This window comes from Pseudomonas sp. PA-1-3F (assembly GCF_021609665.1).
GTDB classification, from domain to species: domain Bacteria; phylum Pseudomonadota; class Gammaproteobacteria; order Pseudomonadales; family Pseudomonadaceae; genus Aquipseudomonas; species Aquipseudomonas paracarnis.
The window spans coordinates 1-20543 of record NZ_WJZD01000046.1 but is presented as its reverse complement, the minus strand read 5'-3'; the positions used below and the strand labels follow the sequence as shown (position 1 = coordinate 20543).

Annotated in this window: 15 protein-coding genes; 4 read left to right on the top strand and 11 right to left on the bottom strand. The window is 60.7% G+C overall.

What is annotated here, in order from left to right; all coding sequences use genetic code 11:
* The first annotated feature begins 110 nt into the window (after positions 1-110).
* From GIV26_RS24475 to GIV26_RS24465, 3 genes are all read left to right on the top strand, one after another.
* The gene (locus GIV26_RS24475) at positions 111-5384 is read left to right on the top strand and encodes an SET domain-containing protein-lysine N-methyltransferase (protein WP_236282557.1); all 5274 of its coding nucleotides are present in this window, start codon (positions 111-113) and stop codon (positions 5382-5384) included.
* Between the two features lie 177 nt (positions 5385-5561).
* A complete protein-coding gene (locus tag GIV26_RS24470) occupies positions 5562-7205 on the top strand; it encodes an MFS transporter (RefSeq protein WP_034127966.1) in 1644 nt (547 codons plus the stop codon).
* Positions 7202-8347, top strand: a complete 1146-nt coding sequence (locus tag GIV26_RS24465; protein ID WP_034127965.1) for an HlyD family secretion protein — start codon at positions 7202-7204, stop codon at positions 8345-8347. Before GIV26_RS24470 ends, GIV26_RS24465 begins: the two co-directional genes overlap by 4 nt.
* 121 nt (positions 8348-8468) lie before the next feature.
* On the opposite strand, the gene GIV26_RS24460 is transcribed toward GIV26_RS24465, so the two are convergent.
* From GIV26_RS24460 to copC, 9 genes are all read right to left on the bottom strand, one after another.
* Complete coding sequence (locus tag GIV26_RS24460; RefSeq protein ID WP_236282555.1) at positions 8469-9329, bottom strand: aldose 1-epimerase; 861 nt, start codon at positions 9327-9329, stop codon at positions 8469-8471.
* Between the two features lie 145 nt (positions 9330-9474).
* Positions 9475-10755, bottom strand: a complete 1281-nt coding sequence (locus tag GIV26_RS24455; protein WP_032903436.1) for a TRAP transporter large permease — start codon at positions 10753-10755, stop codon at positions 9475-9477.
* A 1-nt stretch (position 10756) separates the two neighbouring features.
* Complete coding sequence (locus tag GIV26_RS24450; RefSeq protein WP_236282553.1) at positions 10757-11284, bottom strand: TRAP transporter small permease; 528 nt, start codon at positions 11282-11284, stop codon at positions 10757-10759.
* A 65-nt stretch (positions 11285-11349) separates the two neighbouring features.
* Entirely contained in the window at positions 11350-12312 is a 963-nt protein-coding gene (locus GIV26_RS24445; protein ID WP_003192291.1) for a TRAP transporter substrate-binding protein, read from the bottom strand.
* Between the two features lie 45 nt (positions 12313-12357).
* The gene (locus GIV26_RS24440; protein WP_054917394.1) at positions 12358-13233 is read right to left on the bottom strand and encodes an SMP-30/gluconolactonase/LRE family protein; all 876 of its coding nucleotides are present in this window, start codon (positions 13231-13233) and stop codon (positions 12358-12360) included.
* 26 nt (positions 13234-13259) lie between these two features.
* On the bottom strand, positions 13260-14078 hold the full coding sequence (locus GIV26_RS24435) for an NAD-dependent epimerase/dehydratase family protein (RefSeq protein ID WP_236282551.1): 819 nt from the start codon (positions 14076-14078) through the stop codon (positions 13260-13262).
* Between the two features lie 230 nt (positions 14079-14308).
* Positions 14309-15571 (bottom strand): OprD family porin, encoded by a 1263-nt coding sequence (locus tag GIV26_RS24430; protein WP_236282549.1) that lies wholly within the window; start codon positions 15569-15571, stop codon positions 14309-14311.
* A 276-nt stretch (positions 15572-15847) separates the two neighbouring features.
* Positions 15848-16705: a copper homeostasis membrane protein CopD gene (copD, locus tag GIV26_RS24425; protein WP_057974956.1), complete on the bottom strand. Its 858-nt coding sequence runs from the start codon at positions 16703-16705 to the stop codon at positions 15848-15850.
* Positions 16706-16708: 3 nt separating this feature from the next.
* Positions 16709-17074 carry a copper homeostasis periplasmic binding protein CopC gene (copC, locus tag GIV26_RS24420; RefSeq protein WP_034127959.1) on the bottom strand — a complete coding sequence of 122 codons (366 nt, stop codon included), beginning with the start codon at positions 17072-17074 and terminating at the stop codon, positions 16709-16711.
* A gap of 116 nt (positions 17075-17190) precedes the next feature.
* On the opposite strand from copC, the gene GIV26_RS24415 reads away from it, so the two are divergent.
* Positions 17191-17811 carry a TetR/AcrR family transcriptional regulator gene (locus GIV26_RS24415; protein ID WP_014719000.1) on the top strand — a complete coding sequence of 207 codons (621 nt, stop codon included), beginning with the start codon at positions 17191-17193 and terminating at the stop codon, positions 17809-17811.
* Positions 17812-17935: 124 nt separating this feature from the next.
* On the opposite strand, the gene preA is transcribed toward GIV26_RS24415, so the two are convergent.
* Both preA and GIV26_RS24405 read right to left on the bottom strand, forming a co-directional pair.
* On the bottom strand, positions 17936-19210 hold the full coding sequence (gene preA, locus GIV26_RS24410) for an NAD-dependent dihydropyrimidine dehydrogenase subunit PreA (protein WP_236282547.1): 1275 nt from the start codon (positions 19208-19210) through the stop codon (positions 17936-17938).
* The coding region (locus tag GIV26_RS24405; RefSeq protein WP_236282537.1) for an NAD(P)-dependent oxidoreductase at positions 19210-20543 on the bottom strand (1334 nt) is incomplete at its 5' end. The genes preA and GIV26_RS24405, both read right to left, overlap by 1 nt.

Sequence of the window (20543 nt, the reverse complement as noted above, 5' to 3'; positions counted from 1 at the left end):
CTTGTACTTGGTCAGGAACCTCCTCATTGAGCGCTGACACTCAGTGAACGGCCGCAAGCGCCGAAACGCGCTTTTGCCTGGATGATTCTTCGACTATGCACAGGCGCTTTATGACAATTACCGCAGCACATACGCATTTTTCGCTTCCCTTGGCAGCAGCTGAAAAACGGCCACCGCTTGTGGCCGATGACCTTGAACCGTCGTTGACGCCCCAGCGTCCCAGCCAGAACTTGCCATTACCCAACAGTCCTGTCTTCTCACTGGGCCATTTGGGCGGGGCATTATCCTGGCCAAATCCCTTGAGTGCAGACGAGCAGCGGCGCTTGCGCCTTGCGACGATGAATTACGCACACCCTTTGGGCGACCAGCCGCTGGTGATGCAAACCAAGGGTGGCGTACTGGAGTTCCTGCGGTATCGCCAGCCGCTGCCGGCAGAAGTGGGGAGCGACCCGGCCAAAATACTCGAAGCGCTGGTCAATTCCCCGCAAGGGCAACGGATGGGCAACGCGCTGCAGCAAACAATGCAGGGCATTGACAGCGAAAGCAGCGCGAGCGATTACCTACTGGCCGCTGTCGCACTGCAGATGGACCCTGAGTCGATCACCGCGCCCGATTGCAACAGCGTCGCCGGGTTTGATCTGGGCGGTGACACGCATGGGGGACACCACGCAGCCACGGTGGTGGCTGGCTTGGCCGAACATTTGAGTCGTACTGGCAAAACCAGCGCTGCACTGGCAAGTGTCGGCGCGTACCTGTTGCTGGCCAAGTCGGCGCCGCAGTTTCTGATCAAAGACATTCCTGCGACGGTGAAAGTCGGCAGCCAGGCATGGGCCAGCCTGGCGATTGCTGCGATGACGATTGAGGCGCAGACGCCGGGCAAAGTCCCCGGCATGACGTTTGCCCAGGTCATGAGCGAGGCGCAAGAAGCACGGCGGGTTGACCCAGGAGTTACCCAAGCGGCAGAGACGGTGGCATTGCTGGACTGGGCCGTGGCCAGTGGCGTTCTCACAAAAAGAGAGAATGGCGACTATCCACCCGCGCAACTTGAATCGGCAAGGGCCGCATTCAACGCGCAGCTGGACACCCGGCTCACTGCCTCCCATGCACTGGATAAGGCATTGCCCACGCGAATAGAGATCGCCCTGACCAAGCTCAAGGAGCGATTTGGCGACCTTGGCGCGTTTTTCGAGGAGAAAGTATTTGCTGTCGATCAGCACTACGTGAAGATTGAAGGGGGAGGTATTTCGCTCTTGGATGTCGCAATGGACGACTGGCTGGAGTCCCGGCCTTTCAAGGCGCACGAACCCAGCAGCTCACTCAAGGGCAACGACCTGCAAAGGGTACTAACGAGTTTGAACGCCAATCGGAAATTTGGCGTGCCGGCAGAATTCGAACGGCAGTTCAGCCGTGCAATGGAGGAAAAAAAGGCCGCCGTCAATACAACGGTCAGGCACATGATCTCGCAACTGCCCTTACAGGATCGCAAGCATTTCGAGTTTGGAAAGGTCAGTTTTTTCCAGGAAGGCTCATACGTCATGGATGGGCATTTCAATAATACGTATGCTCAAAATGAACCGGGGCTGCTGGTCAAAACCGAGCTGCAAGGCACGTCGCACGCCTACGTCATCGACTTCAACAAAGGCACGATTGAAAAGACGAGCCTTTACAGTACAAAGGTTAAGGAAGACAGGGATGGCAACAAGGTTTCGACGACCAAAGTATTCACGCCCAGCCATAAAGCCGATGATCTGGGACGTGAGCGACCGCTGAATAACGCGCCTTGGGATAGCTTTACCAGCGCTCGATCCCATGGAATTGCCACGGCGTTTGTCGAACACTTGGACCTCGACGATCCCGCTATCAAACAGCAGGCCCGTGGGCAAACCGCCTTGGACAAGGCGAACGCACAGCTGAGCGAGTTTTTGTTGAACCTGATCCCGTTCAGGTCCGCCATTGTCAATTTTCAGAACGGGCAGTATGGCGCGGGTGCTTTTGACCTCTTGCTGGATGTATTCGGTTTTCTTACCGCCGGCACCTCCACCGCAGGAAAGTTGCTCAAGGTCGGCCGTTCTGCGCTGTCTGCCGGGGCCAAGGCATTGCGGGCGGTCAAGGTCATCGGCGTGGCGGCCATTGACGTACTCAACCCCGTCGGCGGGGTGGGCGATTTGCCCAGGTTGGTGGGTAGCGCTGGTCTCTATGTATTGTCCAAAGGCGTCAAGGCCGTCAACAAACTCAGGGGCGCCACCGGCAGTTATGACGTGTTAAAGGCGATCAGCAAACAGTACGAAGCCGCCGCAACGGGCACCGTGAAGGTGGCAGGCCAGACGGTGGAGGGGGCCGCGGTGCTCAAGGGTGGCAAGTGGTATGCATTCGATGCCGACGCGATGCGGCCTTATGGCGGCCCGCTCGATGAGTTCAAGGCCGCAACCCAGGCTGTCGACGGTGAGGTGGACACTGCGAGCTTCGATGGGCCAAGTGAGCTGAGCCATGAGCTGTTCGGGCACTTCAAAGTGCCTGAATCCAAAATCGCAGGGCTCACACGCAACAGCCAGGGCGTATATATGGCAGCCGATGGGCACTCCTCGCACATACGCCATACCGACAGCAACGGTGACACAGCGGTGTATGAGGTGCGCCAGGTGTCGCGCACGGAAGACGGCACCGTGCAGGCCCGTATTTATCACAACAACCGGCAAACCGAGTTGTTGGTCCAGCATGTACAGGGCGACGAATGGCAACGCCTGGGGGCACCCGGCGGCGGGCAGATCACTGCTGAGCACTTGAAGGCCTGGGAGGCCTTGTCGCCGCAGGAGCAGATAAGGCTGACCCGAAAGGGCTTTGCCAAGCAGAATAAACTCACACAGAAAACCTTTGAGTTTTTCGTAAAGCCAGACGGTCAGTTAACCGATAGCGGCGTGCTCGTGCGTGATCGCCCTGCCAACGCATTCACCGCAAAGGTGACCGAAACGCATGTGCGTGATTGGAAAAACATGACCCAGGCGCAGCGTGACGAAATGACCCAGGAGGGGTTTGCTGTTCTTCATAACCTTCGGCCGGGTACGTTCAAAACGTATGCGCGCAAGGACGGTACCCTGATGACCCGCGGGGAAACGCTGATCAACTCCTCTGGTCCCGCCAAAAGTAACCAGATTACCGATGATCATTTACGCCAGTGGGATGAGCTTTTCAGGCAACCAGGCAACTCATTGACGTCAGCGCAGTTCGTGAGCCAGCACGGGCTCAGCCAACGTAGCTGGACGCAGTACGTCAACGCGGATGGCTCATTGAAGGGAGCGGGCGCGCAGCGTCTGGAACGCGCACTGCAAAGCGCCGCACGGGCGTCCGCTGTTCAGGCCCAGACCCCCATGGCCGATCATTTGCGCGCTTGGCAGGCGTTATCATTGGAGCAGCAGCAAAGCCTTACCCCCGCAGGCTTCGCCCGGCAGCAACATCTGCACCCGAAAGTGTTCAATCGCTATGTAAAACCAGATGGTCAGTTGACCGCTATCGGCGTGGCGGTGCGCGACCGTGCACCCAATACGCCATTTTATACCGTGACTGAAACCCATATCCGTGATTGGCAAGACATGCCACAGACGGAGCGTGACGAAATGACGCTCGAGGGGTTTGCCGAGCTTTATCACGTTAATCCAGGCTCGTTCAAAACCCATGTGCGGCGAGACGGTACATTGGGGCCGGTCGGTAGAGAACTGATGGACAGGGTGGTCGGTATTGCCCCTAACAAGATTACCGACGACCACCTTCGCCAGTGGAAAGCCTATTTCGAGGACCCGAATAATGCGATCACGCAAGCGCAGTTCACAAGCGAGAACGGGCTCCATCCAGCCACTTGGAGAGACTGGGTCAACGCTGATGGTTCCTTGAAAAAGACCGCCAGCGAACGCCTTGAGCGCGCCGCACTGGGCCCGCTCACCCATGTTCCCAGGGCGCGCATGGAGTTGATCACGGCTGGGCATTTGCGCGAGTGGGAGGCGTTGCCGCCCGCGCAGCAACGAAGCCTTACACGCAGGGGCTTTGCTCGCCAGAAACATCTATCCCCGAGAACCTTTGAGTATTACGTACAGCCTGACGGCAAACTGAGCCCTGCCGGTGTGACGGTGCGCGACCGCTCTGCCAACATGGCGGCGGGCAGGGTGACCGAAACGCATATCGATAGGTGGCAAAAGCTGACGCAGCAGGCGCGTGAGACCATGACCATGGAGGGGTTCGCCGTTCAGCATAACCTGAGTGTGCATTCGTTCAGAGCGTATGTCCGTCCTGATGGTGGCCTGTCGGCGGCCGGCGAAGCCCTGATGAAGAATGTAACCGATGGCGCCTATCGCAGGATTACCGGTGACCTTTTGCGCCAGTGGCAAGCGCTTGCCGAGAGCGCAGACAACTCCGTCACGCAGGCGCAGTTTGTGCAACAGCACAGGCTTAGTCCAGACCTCTGGAGTAAGTACGTGAGAGCGGACGGCTCGTTTACAGCGAACGCCTCGCAACGTCTGGGACGGTTACAGCAAGGCACTGGGCCGCGCCCCGTTCCTGGGCAATCGGTTACGGATACCCCTCGAAAACGCCCCGCATCAGAGCCCTTGGACCCGCCACCATCAAAGGTCGGCGCCGGCACAACGCAAGGCCTGGAGGCCCCAGCCCCCGCTTCGACAGTCCCGCCCGTGGTGATCAAGGTTGAACCCAGCGATTTCCCGACATTGCCTCGTCATCAGATCGACAACACGCTGCCGATTCTGCAGGACCCGGTGAACCCCAGAATCAGCTTGACCCAATCACTCGAAGGCCCGATTGATGACATCCGCATCTCCCACTGGAATGGCGTGCTCGATGGGCTTGATAGCCCGACTAAGGCGAGGGTTTCAGCACAGATCAAGGCGTCGATCAAAGACTGGCTGCGCACCGAAGGCCAGCATCAGACCCGATTTGACGATGCCCTGGAGGTGGTCACGCCGTTGGACGATGGGGGGCCTGCTCGCGGCGCTTCGGTATGGGCGCGGCGCGATATCCCCCAATTTGAAGTGCTTGGCCCTTATGCAGGCAAATACCATGCAGACGAAGCGTCACTGTTCGAGGAGCAGCGCAAGCAAGGTTCGCGGGCTGTAATGACTTACCTGTTCGGTACGCGCTCGGGTACCCGGACGGTGAGCGGCCTGCACACTGGCAACACCCTGAGCCTGATCAATACCTCGCAACTGGGCGAGGGGCCTGCGTGGATGTCCAACAATGTCGTGTCCATCGCGGTCGGGAAAAACCTGACGTTCTATGTGGCGCTCAAGGACATCAAGAGAGGCGAGGAGCTACTGCTGGACTATGGACCGTTCTATAAGCCGGTGCCTGATATAGCGATCAAGCCGGACCCTGATCGCTGAGTTCAAGCGCTGGGCGAAGGGGCAAGACAAACGATGCCGGGCAGTGGGCGCCATTTGACTGTGCCCCATTGACGATCAATTGCGTCCTCAAGATGGCAACATGAACGCCTCTCAGGTTACTGTTCCTCTGTGTAACGGATTCACCGGCCTTGCACCCCGGCTTACCAAGGTCACCGAATGGATAAATACACCCCCCACACCTGGCAACCCCACGAGCGGCCGAGCCTGCCTGGCTCGCCGTCGACGCCGCTGCATCCTACGCGTAAGCGCTGGCTTTTCGCGCTGGTAGGCGTGCTGGTGGCAATCACCGGCGGCTTGGGTAACGCCCTGGTCATCGCCAACCTGCAATACCTGCAAGGCGCCCTGGGCGCGACCACCGCGGAAATGGCCTGGCTGCCCGCCGCCTATGTAATGACCAACGTGTGCATGAACCTGCTGCTGGTGAAGTTTCGCCAACAGTTCGGCCTGCGCGCGTTTACCGAGGTGTTCCTGGTGCTCTACGCGCTGGTGACCTTCGGCCACTTGTTCGTCAATGACCTCAGTTCGGCGATTGCGGTACGGGCCGCCCATGGCATGGTGGGTGCGGCGCTGAGTTCGTTGGGCTTGTACTACATGATCCAGGCATTCCCGGCCAAGTGGCGGTTGAAAGCTTTGGTGTTGGGGCTGGGTACCGCACAATTGGCGCTGCCCCTGGCGCGGCTGTTCTCCGAAGACTTGCTGCAAATCGCTGAATGGCGTGGGCTGTATTTGTTCGAACTGGGCCTGGCGCTGATCTGCCTGGGCTGCGTGTTCCTGCTCAAGCTGCCGCCGGGCGATCGCTTCAAGACCTTTGAAAAACTCGACTTCCTCACCTTCGCCATCCTCGCCAGCGGCGTGGCGTTGCTCTGTGCGGTGCTGTCCCTTGGGCGCATCGATTGGTGGCTGGAAGCGCCGTGGATCGGCGTGGCCTCCGCCTGTTCCCTGGTGCTGATCATGGCGGGGCTCGCCATCGAGCATAACCGCAGCAACCCGATGCTGATGACGCGCTGGCTGGGCAGCGGCGTGATGATCCGCCTGGCGTTGGCGGTGGTGCTGATTCGCATGGTGCTGTCCGAGCAATCCACCGGTGCGGTGGGGTTCATGCAGATGTTGAACATGAGCTACCAGCAGATGCACACCCTGTACGTGGTGATGCTGGCCGGGGCGATTGCCGGGCTGGTGGTCAGCGCGCTGACGATCAACCCGGCGCATTTGCTGATGCCGCTGATCATTTCCCTGGCGCTGATGGCGACCGGTTCGGTGATGGACAGTTTTTCCAGCAACCTGACCCGCCCGCAGAACCTCTATATCAGCCAGTTCCTGCTAGGCTTCGGCGGTACGTTCTTCCTGGGGCCGACCATGGTGCTGGGCACCAAAAACGTACTGACCAACCCGCGCAACCTGGTGAGCTTCTCGGTGATGTTCGGGATCTGCCAGAACCTCGGCGGCCTGATCGGTGCGGCGTTGCTGGGCACCTTCCAGATTGTGCGCGAGAAGTATCATTCGAGCATGATCGTCGAGCACCTGACCCTGATCGACCCGCTTGTGGCGGCGCGTGTGCAGAGTGGTGGCGCGGCCTATGGCAAGATCGTCGCTGACCCGGAACTGCGTAACCTCATGGGCATCCGCAGCCTGGCCACGGCGGCCACCCGCGAGGCGAACGTCATGGCTTACAACGATGTCTTCATGCTGATCGCGATTATCGCGATCCTGACCATGCTGTGGATCTTCACCCGTAGCCTGTGGTTGATGAGCACCACCAAGGCAATTCCTCCTGTTCAACCCAGCGGCGCAACTTCATGACTGAACCTTCAACCACCACCACGACCGCCATCGCCGCCACGCCGGAGGGCAGCACGCCACCGGGCGCGGTGCCTACCCAATTGCGGCCCTTGCGCGTGCGTATCGTCTCGTCCCTGGGCTTTGCCGCCATCGCCATCATCGGTGTGCTGATCGTGCTGTACGCCTGGCAACTGCCGCCGTTCAGCAGTGCGGTGGAAACCACCGAGAACGCTTTGGTGCGTGGGCAGGTGACGATTATCGGCCCGCAGCTCAGCGGCTATGTGTTCGAAGTGCCGGTGCAGGACTTCCAGTACGTCAAGACCGGCGACCTGCTGGTGCGCCTGGATGACCGTATCTACAAGCAACGCCTCGACCAGGCCCTGGCGCAACTGGCGGTGCAGAAGGCCTCGTTGGCCAACGTGGTGCAGCAACGCAACAGCGCCGAAGCGACCATCAAGCTGCGCCAGGCCGCGCTGGTCGACAGTCAGGCCCAGGCACGCAAGAGCACTGCGGATTTGCGCCGCAATGAAGAACTGATCAGCGATGGCTCGGTGTCCAAACGCGAACTGGACGTGACCCGTGCCGCCAACGCACAGACCATCGCTGCCGTGGCCCAGGCCCAGGCCAGCCTGGAAATCGCCCGCCAGGATTTGCAGACGGTAATCGTCAACCGCGGCTCCCTGGAGGCAGCTGTCGCGAGTGCCGAGGCGGCGGTGGAGTTGGCGCGCATTGACCTGTCCAATACACGCATCACGGCACCACGGGATGGTCAGCTCGGGCAGATCGGCGTGCGCCTGGGCGCCTACGTCAATTCCGGCGCGCAACTGATGGCGCTGGTGCCCAAGCAGTTGTGGGTGATTGCCAATATGAAAGAAACCCAGATGGACAATGTGCAGGTCGGCCAGCCGGTGACGTTCACCGTGGATGCGCTGAACCACCGCAAATTCCATGGCACGGTGCAGCATATTTCCCCGGCCACTGGTTCCGAGTTCAGCCTGTTGCAGGCGGACAACGCCACCGGCAACTTCGTCAAGATCGCCCAGCGGGTGCCGGTGCGCATCATCGTGGACCCGGACCAGGCCGAGAGTGAGCGCTTGCGGCCGGGGTTGTCGGTGGTGGTGAGTATCGATACGGCAGGGCGCCTGAAAAACAGCCCACCCTGACGTTGACGCATCCTCTGACTGTAGGAGCGAGCTTGCTCGCGAAAAACGTCAACGATAACGCGTGTTTTCTGAATGAACGCGGCGCCTGTGAGTTTTTCGCGAGCAAGCTCGCTCCTACAGTTCAGGCATTTGGAGTGCATTTCAGGTTGAATGCCAGGTGGGTTGACTGGCCTTGCTCCAGCAGCTTAAGGCCAGGCTTGCCCGCCAGGTGATGGGCATTCACCGGATGGCTCACCGGTTCGATGCAGAAAAACTCCAACCCTGGCGGGCAGTACAGCAGGAAGTAATCGGCGCCGCTGGCCTGGCATTCGAGGCGGTAGCCAAGCTCTGGTTGTTCGATCACGCAGCGCCCATCCCAGCCGCAAAAGCCGTTGTCCACCAGCCCCTCTGGCAATCCTTTGAGTTGCCGGAAATCCCAGGCTTCGGGAACAGGTTCCAGCCTCGTGGGCAGCTTGGCTGCATCACTCATCCACACTTGCCTAGCCTTGGCCTGCAGCCGCGTACCCGGCCGGCGCGGCAAGTACGGATGCAAGCCCAGCCCATGCCAGGCGGGTTGCTCGGCCAGGTGAGTCACACACAATTGGATATTCAACTCACCGTTGTTCAAGCGAAACCGCTGGCGGGCGTGATAGGCGAAGGGCGTTTCGCAGCGCAGCTCCAACACCACTTCATGTTCTGACTGGCTTGTCACCTGCCATGCCTGCTGCCAGGCCGAACCGTGAATCGGAAAAGGGTCAGTGAGGCTATTGGGTGCCAGTGCCTGCCAGCCATCGGGGTTGTCGAAGCCGCCGTGGGCGATGCGGTTGGACCAGGGCGCTAATGGATAGCAGCCCAGCTTGCCCGGCAGCCCGGTATTGATCGCGTGCTCGTCGCTGTGCCGCAATAGCGGTTGCCCGGTGTCGCGTACCGTCCAGTTGACCAGGCTGCCGCCGATGGCGGGGGCGAGCACCAGATGGGTGAATTGATCAGTAAGCTCAATCACGATTGACCTGCCTAGTGAAGTCAAAACAAACACTGAGGATCCAAGTGTGGGAGCTGGCTTGCCTGCGATAGCGGTGTATCAGTCATGAATGCGTTGACTGACAGATCGCTATCGCAGGCAAGCCAGCTCCCACATTGGTTTGCCTTTACAGCACCAAGTGGGGCAACCACAGCGACAACGCCGGAACGTAGGTCACCGCAATCAGCACCAAGAACAACACCGCATAAAACGGCAGCAGGGCCTTTACGGTTTTCTCGATACTGGTCTTGCCCACCGCCGCGCCGACGAACAGCACCGCGCCCACCGGCGGGGTAATCAGGCCGATACCCAGGTTCACCAGCATGATCATGCCGAAGTGGACCGGGTCGACGCCGATGCCCAGGATCACCGGCATCAGGATAGGCGTGAGGATCAGAATCAGCGGTGCCATGTCCATCACCGTGCCGAGCAACAACAGCATGACATTGATGCACATCAGGATCACGTAGCGGTTGTCCGACAGGGTCAGGAACAGCGTGGTGATCTTCGCCGGGATCTGCATCAGGGTCATGATGTAGCCGAAGCTGGCGGCGAAAGCGATCAGGATCATCACGATGGAAATGGTGCGCACCGTGCGATGCATTAGCTTGGGCAGCTCGCGCCATTTGTAGTCGCGGTAGATGAACATGGTCACGAAGAATGCCCACAACACCGCAATCGCCGCCGACTCGGTGGCGGTGAAGATGCCCGAGAGGATGCCGCCGAGGATGATCACCATGGCCATCAGGCCCCAGAGCGCATCGGCGGCGATCTTCAGCGCCTGCTTCAAGGGGATGACTTCGCCTTTGGGGTAGTCGCGCTTTTTCGCGAAGATCAGGCAGAGCACCATCAGGCACGCGCTCATTAACAGGCCCGGCACCACACCGGCCATGAACAGCGAGGCGATGGAGACGGTGCCGCCTGCCGCCAGGGAGTACAGCACCGAGTTATGGCTGGGCGGCGTCAGCAGCGCCTGCACCGAACCGCTGACGGTCACGGCGGTGGCGAATTCGCGCGGATAACCCCGCCGTTCCATTTCCGGAATCAGCACCGAGCCGACCGAGGCGGTATCGGCCACGGATGAGCCGGAAATCGCGCCAAAAAACGTCGAAGCCATGATGTTGACCAGGGACAACCCGCCACGCACAAAGCCCACCAGCACCCCGGCAAAGGCCACCAGGCGCCGCGACATACCGCCCTCGGCCATGATCGCCCCGGCCAGCACGAAGAACGGAATCGCCATCAGCGAAAACTTGTTCACCCCACCGGCAATCTGAATCATCAGGGCCTGGAACGGGATGTCGATCCACCACGCGCCAATCAGCGCCGACAGCCCCAATGCATAGGCCACCGGCATGCCGATCAGAATCAATACAACAAAGCTGCCCAACAGAATCAATGCGTCCATATCAGGCGGCCCCTTCGTTTTCTTCAACCAGATCGAAACGCACCACCTTGCGGTTGCCCTGATCACCGAGCAGCAGCTTTTCGACCACGAACACCAGGGTCAGCACGCCGCCAATCGGGATCGGCATATAGGTGATGCCTACGCGCAGGGTAGGGATGGCGCTCATGAATTGGTTCCAGGTGGACAGGCACAGCTTGGTGCCCCAAATCGTCATGAACACGCAGATGGTGCCCATCAGCAGTTGCGAGAGGATGCCGACGAGGCGGCGTTGGACAGGCGGCAAGCGGTCAGTGATCATCGCTACCGACATGTGCGCACCGGCACGATAACTGGCAGCGGCGCCGATAAAGGTGAACACCAGCATCAGCAGGATGGCGGTGGGCTCCGGCCAGCTGGAACCGGTGCCGAGGGCGTAGCGGGTGAAGATACCCCAGGGAATGATCAAGGCGACCCCCAGGACGGAAAGACCGGCTACCCAGATGCAGGTCATGTAAAGGCGGTCATTGAAGCGCAGCAGTAAAGTCTTCATGGCGTTCACCGTGACCGGGCGCGTCGATGCCGACCGCGCCGGGCCTTATGCAGGGGCAGGGGAGGTTATTGAACCGCGTCGATGCGCTTGATCATGTCCGCATACGGCGCACCGTATTTGGCACGCACCGCCGCAGTGGCCTCATAGAAGGGCTTTTTGTCGACAGTGATGAACTCCACGCCGGCCTTCTTGAGTTTCTCTTCACTGCTGGCGGACTTGGCGTCCCAGAGCACGCGCTCATCAGCCTGGGCGGCCTTGGCGGCGGCCTTGACCATGTCCTGCTGGGCGGGGTCGAGCTTGTTCCAGGTGATTTTCGACATCACGATGGGTTCAGGCAGGATCAGGTGTTCGGTGAGGGTGTAGTACTTGGCGTTCTGGAAGTGGTTGTGTTCCAGCAAGGTCGGCGGGTTGTTTTCCGCGCCGTCGATGACCCCGGTCTGCAGGGCGCTGAAGATCTCGCCGGTGTCCATGGCAATGCCGTTGGCGCCCATGGCGTTGAAGGCTTCGATGAAAATCGGGTTGCCTTGCACGCGGATCTTCATGCCCTTGAGGTCTTCGATCTTGCGCACCGGTTTCTTGGTATAGAGATTGCGCGTGCCGCCATCCATCCAGGCCAGGGCCACCAGGCCGAACTCGGAGTTGGTGATCTTGGCGAGGATCTCGTCGCCAATCTCGCCATCGATGACCTTGCGCATATGCGCCTGGTCGCGGAATACGAACGGCAGGTTGAACACGTTCACGTCCGGCACCACCGGGCCGACGATGCCGAGGCTGACGCGGGTCATTTGCACGGCGCCGACCTGGGCCTGTTCGACCACTTCCTTCTCGGAGCCCAGCACACCGCCGGGGAAATACTTGAAGGTCAGCTCGCCGTTGCTCGCCTTGGTCAGGGCCTTGCCCATGTTTTCTTCTGCGACAACGGTGGGGTAGCCAGCGGGGTGGATGTCGGCGAACTTGATTTCCAGCGCGTGGGCTGCGCTGCTGAGGGTGAAGATTGCAGCGGCGAGCAAGGTGCGTTTGAAGTCCATGGAAGTCACTCCTGTCTTGTTATTGTTGTATTCAAGGCACAGCGATTAAACGATGAAGCGGGGTTCGGGCAGTCCTTGGACGCCGGGGTTGAGGGCGAACACGCCACCAGACAGCGACTGTTCACTCGGGTCGTCGCGGATGGAGGTGACGTACAGAGTGTCTAGGCGGCTGCCACCGAAGGCGCACATGGTGGGTTTTTTCACGGGCACGCTCAGGGAGCGGTCCAGGCGACCGTCCGGGGTGAAACGGTGAACCAACCCGGCGTCGTTGGCGCAGATCCAGTAGCCGCCCTCGGCGTCCACCGCTGCACCGTCGGGACGCCCGGGGAAGTCGTTCATATCAATGAACAGGCGGCGATTGGACGGCGTGCCGGTCTCGATGTCGTAGTCGAACGCCCAGACCTTTTGTACCTTCGGGTGCGAATCGGAAGCGTACATCGTGCGGCCATCGGGGCTGAAGGCCAGGCCGTTGAGGGTGATGAACCCCTCCAGTAGCGCGTGGGGCGCAGCCCCGGACCCATAGCGATAAAGGACGCCCTCGGCGGCGTTCAAGCCCATGTCCAGCACCATGCTGCCGGCCCAGAAACGGCCCTGGCGATCGCAGCGGCCATCGTTCAAACGCATGTCCTTGCGTGAATGCTCGATGCTGGCCAGCGGCACGGTGTCGAGGCTGCCGTCGTTGTGGGGCGTGAGTTGGAAGAAGCCGGTTTGCATGCCAGCGACCCAATTGCCTGCCTGGGTGCGCGCAATACAGGCGAGCATCTCTGGGGCTTTCCACGCCGCCAGATGGCCGGTGGCGGCGTTCCAGCGTTGCAGGCCGCCGTTGGGGATATCTACCCAATACAGGGCGTTTTCTTCGGGCACCCACACCGGGCATTCGCCCACCGCATTGCGGGCATCGACAATCAGTTCAGCAGTCATGGTCATTCCCTTGGGTTGCGGGGCACTCAGTCACCGAACGGCCCCGCCGCGCAGAACGCACCGCCCTGGTAGACCTTGGCCGGGTCATCGGCGGCCACGGGCGGTTGGGCTTCGACCTGGGCGCGGAACACTTCGGAGCTGTCTTTGGGGGCAAAACCCAGGTGCGCGGCGTAGCGGTTGTCCCACCAGGTGTCGAGGTTGGCCGACATGCCGTACACCACGGTATGGCCGACGTTGGGCGTGTACAGCGCGCGTTCGAGCAGTTGTGTCAGGTCGTCGAAACTCAGCCAGGTGTGCATCATCCGGCGGTTCTGCGGTTGCGGGAACGAGGAGCCGATACGGATGCTCACGGTCTCGATGCCATAACGGTCGAAGTAGAAACTGGCCATGTCTTCGCCGTAGGACTTGGACAGGCCGTAGTAACTGTCCGGGCGGCGCGGGGAATGGGCGTCGAGTTGCACGCCCTGTTTGTAGAAACCAATCACGTGATTGGAACTGGCGAAGATCACCCGCTTGACCCCGTGGCGGCGGGCGGCTTCGTAGATATGGAAAATGCCACTGATGTTCGCGCCCAGCACCTCTTCGAACGAGCGCTCCACCGAAACGCCGCCAAAGTGCAGGATGGCGTCGACGCCCTCTACCAACTGATGCACGGCGTGTTTGTCGGCCAGGTCGCAGGTGTGTACCTCTTCGCGAGCGTCGGTGGCGGGGGCCATTTCAGCGATATCCGAAAGGCGCAGCACCTGGGCATAAGGACGCATGCGTTCACGCAGGACTTTGCCCAGGCCGCCGGCGGCACCAGTGAGCAACAGACGGTTGAAGGGAGCGGGGGTGGTGGTGGTCATGGGCCTTCCAGATTTTTGTTGTAGGTTGTCGTATGACTATGGGGAAATAGTGTTAGGGATTCCTGTTGTTGTCAACGTCCTTCCAGGCACATGAGATCAAAGGTGGGAGCTGGCTTGCCTGCGATAGCGGTGAGTCTGAAAAGGATGTGGTAACTGACCCACCGCTATCGCAGGCAAGCCAGCTCCCACATGGATAGGTGGCACCTTAGAGATCGGATTTGCCTTTGGAACTACAACAACGAAATCGGATAGCTGATAAAAATCCGGTTCTCATCGAACTCGTTATTGCTGAAATCCCGACGCATGGTCGAGTTGCGCCACTTCACATTGAGGTTCTTCAGCGCACCGCTCTGCACCGTGTAGGCCAACTCCGACTCACGCCCCCACTCCTTGCCGTCGGTGATCGCCCCGGTGTGTACATTGCTGCCGCTGATATAGCGGTTCATCAGGGTCAGCCCCGGAACGCCGAGCACCACAAAGTTGAAGTCGTGGCGCACCTGCCAGGACTTTTCCTTGGCGTTGTCGTAGCTGGCGTTGTAGCTGTCGTTGGCCAGAGTGCCGCCGCTGGTGCCGTTGATGCGCATCCAGGCGCTGTCGCCGCTGAGTTTTTGCAGGCCAACATAGAAGGTATGGCCGTTGTATCTGGCCGAGAGCAGGGCGAACAGGGTCTTGTTATCGAGGTCGCCGGCCAGGGCGCTGCCGTCTTCCTTGCCGTTGAAGAACCCGAGGTTGGCGCCCAGGGTCCAGTCTCCCAGCGGCTGGCTGTGGGTGAGGTTGAGGTACTGCTGTTGGTAGATATCAGTCAGTTCGGCGTACCACACGCCGACCTGGGTACGTTTGTCGTTGAAAGTGTATTCGCCGCCGCCGAAGTTGAAACGGTCCGAAGTGAACGCGGCTTTGCCGTTCATGAACATGTCTTCCATGCTCGCGTCGTTGCGTGGGCTGTTGCCGCGAAACTGGCCACCGTAGAGCGTCAGGCCGGCGATTTCATTGGAGGTGACCTGGCCGCCACGAAAGGTCTGGGGCAGGGAGCGACCATCATCGGAACGCAAGATCGGCAGCACTGGCATCCATTCGCCAACCTTCAACTCGGTCTTCGACAGCCTGGTTTTCAGCGCGACACCCAGACGCCCGAAATTGTCGGCGGGGCGGCCATCGTCATGCACCGGCAACAGTTGGGTGCCGGCGGTGCCTTTGCCGCCATCAAGCTTTTGCGAATACAGGCCCAGCACGTCAATCCCGAAACCGACCGTGCCCTGGGTAAAGCCGGACTTGGCATCAAGGATAAAATTCTGCGTCCACTCTTCGGCCTTGCCCTGGGGGTTGGTCGGGTTGGTGAAGTTGCGATTGAAGTAGGCATTACGCAGGTTGAGCGTGGCCTTGGCGTCGTCGATAAAGCCTTCGGCGTTGGCACCCAGCGGCAGGGTGACGGCCAGGCTGCCGAGACCGAGAAGGCCCAGGCGAGTGCAGGAATGACGGGCGGATTGACTCACAGTGAGGCTCCCTTTGTTTTGTTGTTTTTATTATTTGTCATACGTTGTCGTACAACATTGAGCGCGATATTTGCGAGGTTTTGAGGGCGTGTCAAGCAGAAGTTATACGATGACTTGGGTGAAACGATTCAACGCAGCGGCACGGTCGCCCCCTGTAGGAGCGAGCTTGCTCGCGAAAAACGTCAACGATAACGCGTGCTTCCTGAGTGAACGCGGCGCCTGTGAGTTTTTCGCGAGCAAGCTCGCTCCTACATGGATTGCATTGCAACGCAGGTTTCAGCCAGCCATGACCATCGGCGGCAGGGTGCCGAGCAGGGAAACCGCAGCCACTGCCGCAATGCCCAACAGCCACTCCATCATCACACTGGCTCTCAAACTGCCCAGGCGTTGTTCGCAGCGCTTGATACGCAACCGGTTCAACAGCGCCAACCCCAGCATGCCCAGCACCAGCCCCACCTTGATCAGCAGGATCAAGGCGAAGCCCTCGAACAGCGGCGTGGGCCACAGTTGCCCGGTGAGCACGCGCACGTTGATCAGACCGGTTACCAGCAGGCCGCCGACCAAGCCATATCCCACACCACTGAAGCGACGCAGAATCGGCTCCAGGTGGTGGTCTTGCGCCTGCCGGAGGATCAGCACCAACACCAGCAACCCACCGAGCCAGGCCCCAACGCACAGCAGGTGCACTACCTGGTTAAGGATCAGCAACCGCCCACTCAGCCCATCGAGCATGGCGCCATGGCCTACGGGGGCCAGGGTCGCCAGCAACAGGGCGAGCAGCGGCAAGCGCAAGGCCGGCCAGGGCTTGATCAGCACGATCACCAGCAGCAGGTTCAGCAGCAGATGCCAGGCCCATACCTGGCCAAAAAAGGTCTTGCCCAGCACCAACTGCACCGTGGCCGGTTGCAGCGCCGACTCCCAACTGCCGGCCATGCTGGCGGTGATCAACAGCAACCACACAACCCCGGTGAGCAGCCCCAAGCCGGCCAGGCCACGGGTGATGCGCAGCAATTGCCGGTCCAGTGTCGGCTGCACATGAGCGCCGAGCAGCCAGGGCCTGAATACCCACGCCCCGAACATTAGCAACACGACGCAAAAGTGCAGGAAGCGGCACAGCACCAGCAGGGTTGCCATGGGTTATTGGCCGACCTTGAAGCTGTAAGTGCCTTCGCTTTTGTGAGTGTCGACGGACACTGCATGCCATTCGACTTTATAGGTGCCGTTTGCCAGCGCAGCGGCAGGCGTGACCACCAGGGTCTTCTTGTCGGCGTCCGGAGTTTCCAGGCCCTTGATGGCGATTTCGGTGCCGTCCTTGCTCAGGGACACCTTGGTGAAGGTGGCTTCGACGCCTTCGCTGAAGGTCAGGCGCAGGTCTTTGGGTGCGGCGACTTTGCTGTCAGCCGCAGGCTCCGCGCTCTTGAGGTGGGCGTGGGCAAACGCCGTGGAGGCGCCCAGCAGGGCAGTGAACAGGACAGCAGCGGTCAGGGACTTCTTGAGCAACATTGTTCAATACCGATCAGAGGATAGGAGCCGGCAGTGTACGAAGTTTCGGCTTGGCCTGTCGCCCCGATCTAGAGCCGGTGGTAGTCTTTAGGCCGTGTTGTTGTCAGGGAGCCCTTATGGGCAATCACAAGATTGGAATTCGTCGGGTCAACGTCGAGAAAATCCTGCTGGCGGCGGAGAAGGTCTTCGCCAACAAAGGCTATGGCAGCACCGCCATGGCCGACATCGCCGAAGAAGCGCAACTGCCGCGCTCCAACCTGCATTACTACTTCACCACCAAAAGCGAGCTGTACAGCGCGGTGCTGTTCGACCTGCTGGAGTTGTGGAAGCAGGACGCCCTGAGCTTTGAAACCTTCGACGACCCTCGCGTGGTGCTCAGCAGCTACATCCGCGCCAAGATGCAGCGCTCGCGCACGCGCCCGTATGGCTCCAAGGTCTGGGCCAATGAAATCATCCACGGCGCGCCCACACTCGGCGAGGCCCTGGATGAAAGCCTGTACGACTGGGCCAAGATGAAGGAAGCGAAGATTCGCCAATGGGTGCAAGACAAACGCATCCTGCCGGTGGAGCCCTCGAGCTTGCTGTACATGATCTGGGCCTCGACCCAGCACTATGCCGACTTCGACCACCAGGTGAAGATTCTGAATGATCACCAGCCGTTGTCGGACAGGCAGTTCGAGAAGGCCATTCAGACCGTGACCGGTGTGATTTTGCGCGGGATTGGGTTGGAGCCTTGAGCTGATCGTTCCCACGCTCCGCGTGGGAATGCCACCCTGGACGCTCCGCGTCCGCTCTTGCCAGCGTGACGCGGAGCGTCACAGGATGCGTTCCCACGCGGAGCGTGGGAACGAGGGGCTAGGGTTACACCGCCTCCCGGTAAGGATTGCGCGGGTCCTGCGTCCAGTTCAAAAACGGCTTGCCGGTATCGATCGGCACCATCTCGATGCAGTCGGCCACTGGGCAGGTGATCTGGCACAGGTTGCAGCCCACGCACTCATCGTCGATCACCTCATACAGATGCGTGCCATCGGCCTGCTTCAAGCTGGCAATGGCCTGGTGCGAGGTGTCCTCGCAGGCAATATGGCAACGCCCACAGCCAATGCACGCCTCTTGGTCTATCTTGGCGATGACCTGGTAGTTGATGTCCAGGTACTTCCAATCCGTGGTGTTGCCCACCGCCCGCCCGGAAAACGCCTGCAGGTTGGCATGGCCTTGGCTGTCCATCCAGCGCGACAAGCCATCCTTCATTTCTTCAACGATGCGAAACCCATGCAGCATCGCCGCCGTGCACACCTGCACCGCGCCGCAGCCCAGGGCGACGAATTCCGCGGCGTCGCGCCAGGTGCCGATACCGCCGATGCCGCAGATCGGCAGGCCGTTGGTCTGTGGGTCACGGGCGATTTCGGCGACCATGTTCAACGCAATCGGCTTGACCGCCGAGCCGCAGTAACCGCCATGGGTGCTCTGGGTACCGACCACTGGCAGGGCGACCATGCGCTCCAGGTCCACGCTGGTGATGGAGTTGATGGTGTTGATCAGCGACACCGCATCGGCGCCGCCGCGATAGGCCGCCCGCGCCGCCACGCGGATGTCGGTGATGTTCGGCGTGAGCTTGACGATCACCGGCAGCGAACAATACGTCTTGCACCAGCGCGTCACTTGCTCCACGTACTCCGGCACCTGGCCGACGGCAGCGCCCATGCCCCGTTCGGGCATGCCATGAGGGCAGCCGAAGTTCAGCTCGATGCCGTCGCAGCCGGTCGCCTCCACCAAGGGCAGGATGTTTTTCCAGGACGCTTCGACACAAGGCACCATGAGCGAGACGATCAGTGCGCGGTCCGGCCAGTCCTTTTTCACCTGGGTGATTTCCTGCAGGTTGATCTCCAGGGAACGGTCGGTGATCAGTTCGATATTGTTGATGCCCAGCACTTCGCGGTTGGCGCCATAATGCGCGGAGTAACGCGACGACACGTTCACCGCCGCCGGGTCTTCCCCCAGGGTTTTCCACACGACGCCACCCCAGCCGGCCTCGAAGGCGCGCACCACGTTGTAGGCTTTGTCGGTGGGCGGCGCGGAGGCCAGCCAGAATGGATTAGGCGCTTTGATACCGGCGAATACAATCGAGAGATCGGCCATTACGCAGCCTCCACAGTCAGCATGAGTTGGGCATGCATGGCTTCGGCGGCCCGCTTGCCATGTTGTACCGCCTGAACGGTGAGGTCCTGGCCGAGGCTGACGCAATCGCCGCCGGCATACACCCCTGGGATGCTGGTGCGCAGTTGCTCATCGACGAAGATGCGCTCGCCAACGCGATGCAGTTGCTGGGCCAGCGGATCGTGCAGGGCGTCGTTGTCGAAGCCTTGCCCGATCGCCTTGAAGATCGCGTCGGCGGCCAGTTCGAAGGTTTCCCCGGTAGGCAGCAGGCGACCGTTTTCCAGGCAGGTGCGGGCAAAGCGCATGCCGCGTACGCGGCCTTGGTCATCGAGCAGGACCTCGTCGGGTTGGGCCCAGGTCAACAGCCGTACTTGATTGGCCTTGGCGATGTCCTGTTCGTGGTGGGTTGCGCCCATGTCGGCCAGGCCACGGCGGTATACCAGGTTGACATCGCGGGCACCGAGGCGGGCCATCTGCACGGCCATGTCGATGGCGGTGTTGCCGGCGCCGAGCACGATGCAGCGGTCGGCCAGGGGCAGTTGGCTGAGGTCATCGGCCTGGCGCAGTTCGCGGATATAGTCGGTGGCGGCGAGCAGGCCGGGGGCGTCCTCAAAGGGCAGGCCCAGCTGTTTGCTGGCAGCGAGACCCAGGCCGAGGAACACCGAATCGAATTGCTGGTGCAGTTCGCTCAAGGTCAGGTTGTCGCCCAGGCGTTGGCCGTGGCGAACCTCGATGCCGCCAATCTGCAGGAGGAAATCCAGTTCCTTCTGGGCGAAGTCGTCCACCAGTTTGTATTTGGCGATTCCGTATTCATTCAGGCCGCCGGCTTTTTCCCGCGCTTCGAAAATCACCACGTCATGACCGTGCAAGGCGGCGCGGTGAGCGCAGGCCAAACCGGCAGGCCCGGCACCGACCACGGCGATGCGCTTGCCGGTGGGCGCGGCGCGTTGGAACGGGTGTTCGCTGAAGTGCGCGTTGTCGATGGCGTAGCGTTGCAACAGGCCGATCAGCACGGGGGCGCATTCTTCGGCGTTATTGCGTACGCACGCTTGCTGGCAGAGGATTTCCGTCGGGCACACCCGTGCGCAACTGCCACCGAGGATGTTGGCCGAGAGGATTTTCTGCGCGGCCCCTTGCACGTTCTCGGTGTGGATATTGCGGATGAATGAAGGGATGTCGATCTCGCTGGGGCACGCATTCACACAAGGCGCGTCGTAGCAGTACAGGCAGCGCGAGGCTTCCAGTTGGGCCTGGCGGGCGTTGAGGGGCGGTGCCAGGTCGGTGAACTGGCTGGCGAGGGTGGCCCCATCTTCGC

What these genes read in the sequence shown, in the direction of transcription:
- GIV26_RS24435 (WP_236282551.1), bottom strand. Translation starts at nt 14,078, where the DNA reads ATGACCACCACCACCCCCGCTCCCTTCAACCGTCTGTTGCTCACTGGT.
- GIV26_RS24470 (WP_034127966.1), top strand. Translation starts at nt 5,562, where the DNA reads ATGGATAAATACACCCCCCACACCTGGCAACCCCACGAGCGGCCGAGC.
- copC (WP_034127959.1), bottom strand. Translation starts at nt 17,074, where the DNA reads ATGTTGCTCAAGAAGTCCCTGACCGCTGCTGTCCTGTTCACTGCCCTG.
- preA (WP_236282547.1), bottom strand. Translation starts at nt 19,210, where the DNA reads ATGGCCGATCTCTCGATTGTATTCGCCGGTATCAAAGCGCCTAATCCA.
- GIV26_RS24450 (WP_236282553.1), bottom strand. Translation starts at nt 11,284, where the DNA reads ATGAAGACTTTACTGCTGCGCTTCAATGACCGCCTTTACATGACCTGC.
- GIV26_RS24475 (WP_236282557.1), top strand. Translation starts at nt 111, where the DNA reads ATGACAATTACCGCAGCACATACGCATTTTTCGCTTCCCTTGGCAGCA.
- GIV26_RS24415 (WP_014719000.1), top strand. Translation starts at nt 17,191, where the DNA reads ATGGGCAATCACAAGATTGGAATTCGTCGGGTCAACGTCGAGAAAATC.
- GIV26_RS24465 (WP_034127965.1), top strand. Translation starts at nt 7,202, where the DNA reads ATGACTGAACCTTCAACCACCACCACGACCGCCATCGCCGCCACGCCG.
- GIV26_RS24445 (WP_003192291.1), bottom strand. Translation starts at nt 12,312, where the DNA reads ATGGACTTCAAACGCACCTTGCTCGCCGCTGCAATCTTCACCCTCAGC.
- GIV26_RS24455 (WP_032903436.1), bottom strand. Translation starts at nt 10,755, where the DNA reads ATGGACGCATTGATTCTGTTGGGCAGCTTTGTTGTATTGATTCTGATC.
- GIV26_RS24440 (WP_054917394.1), bottom strand. Translation starts at nt 13,233, where the DNA reads ATGACTGCTGAACTGATTGTCGATGCCCGCAATGCGGTGGGCGAATGC.
- copD (WP_057974956.1), bottom strand. Translation starts at nt 16,705, where the DNA reads ATGGCAACCCTGCTGGTGCTGTGCCGCTTCCTGCACTTTTGCGTCGTG.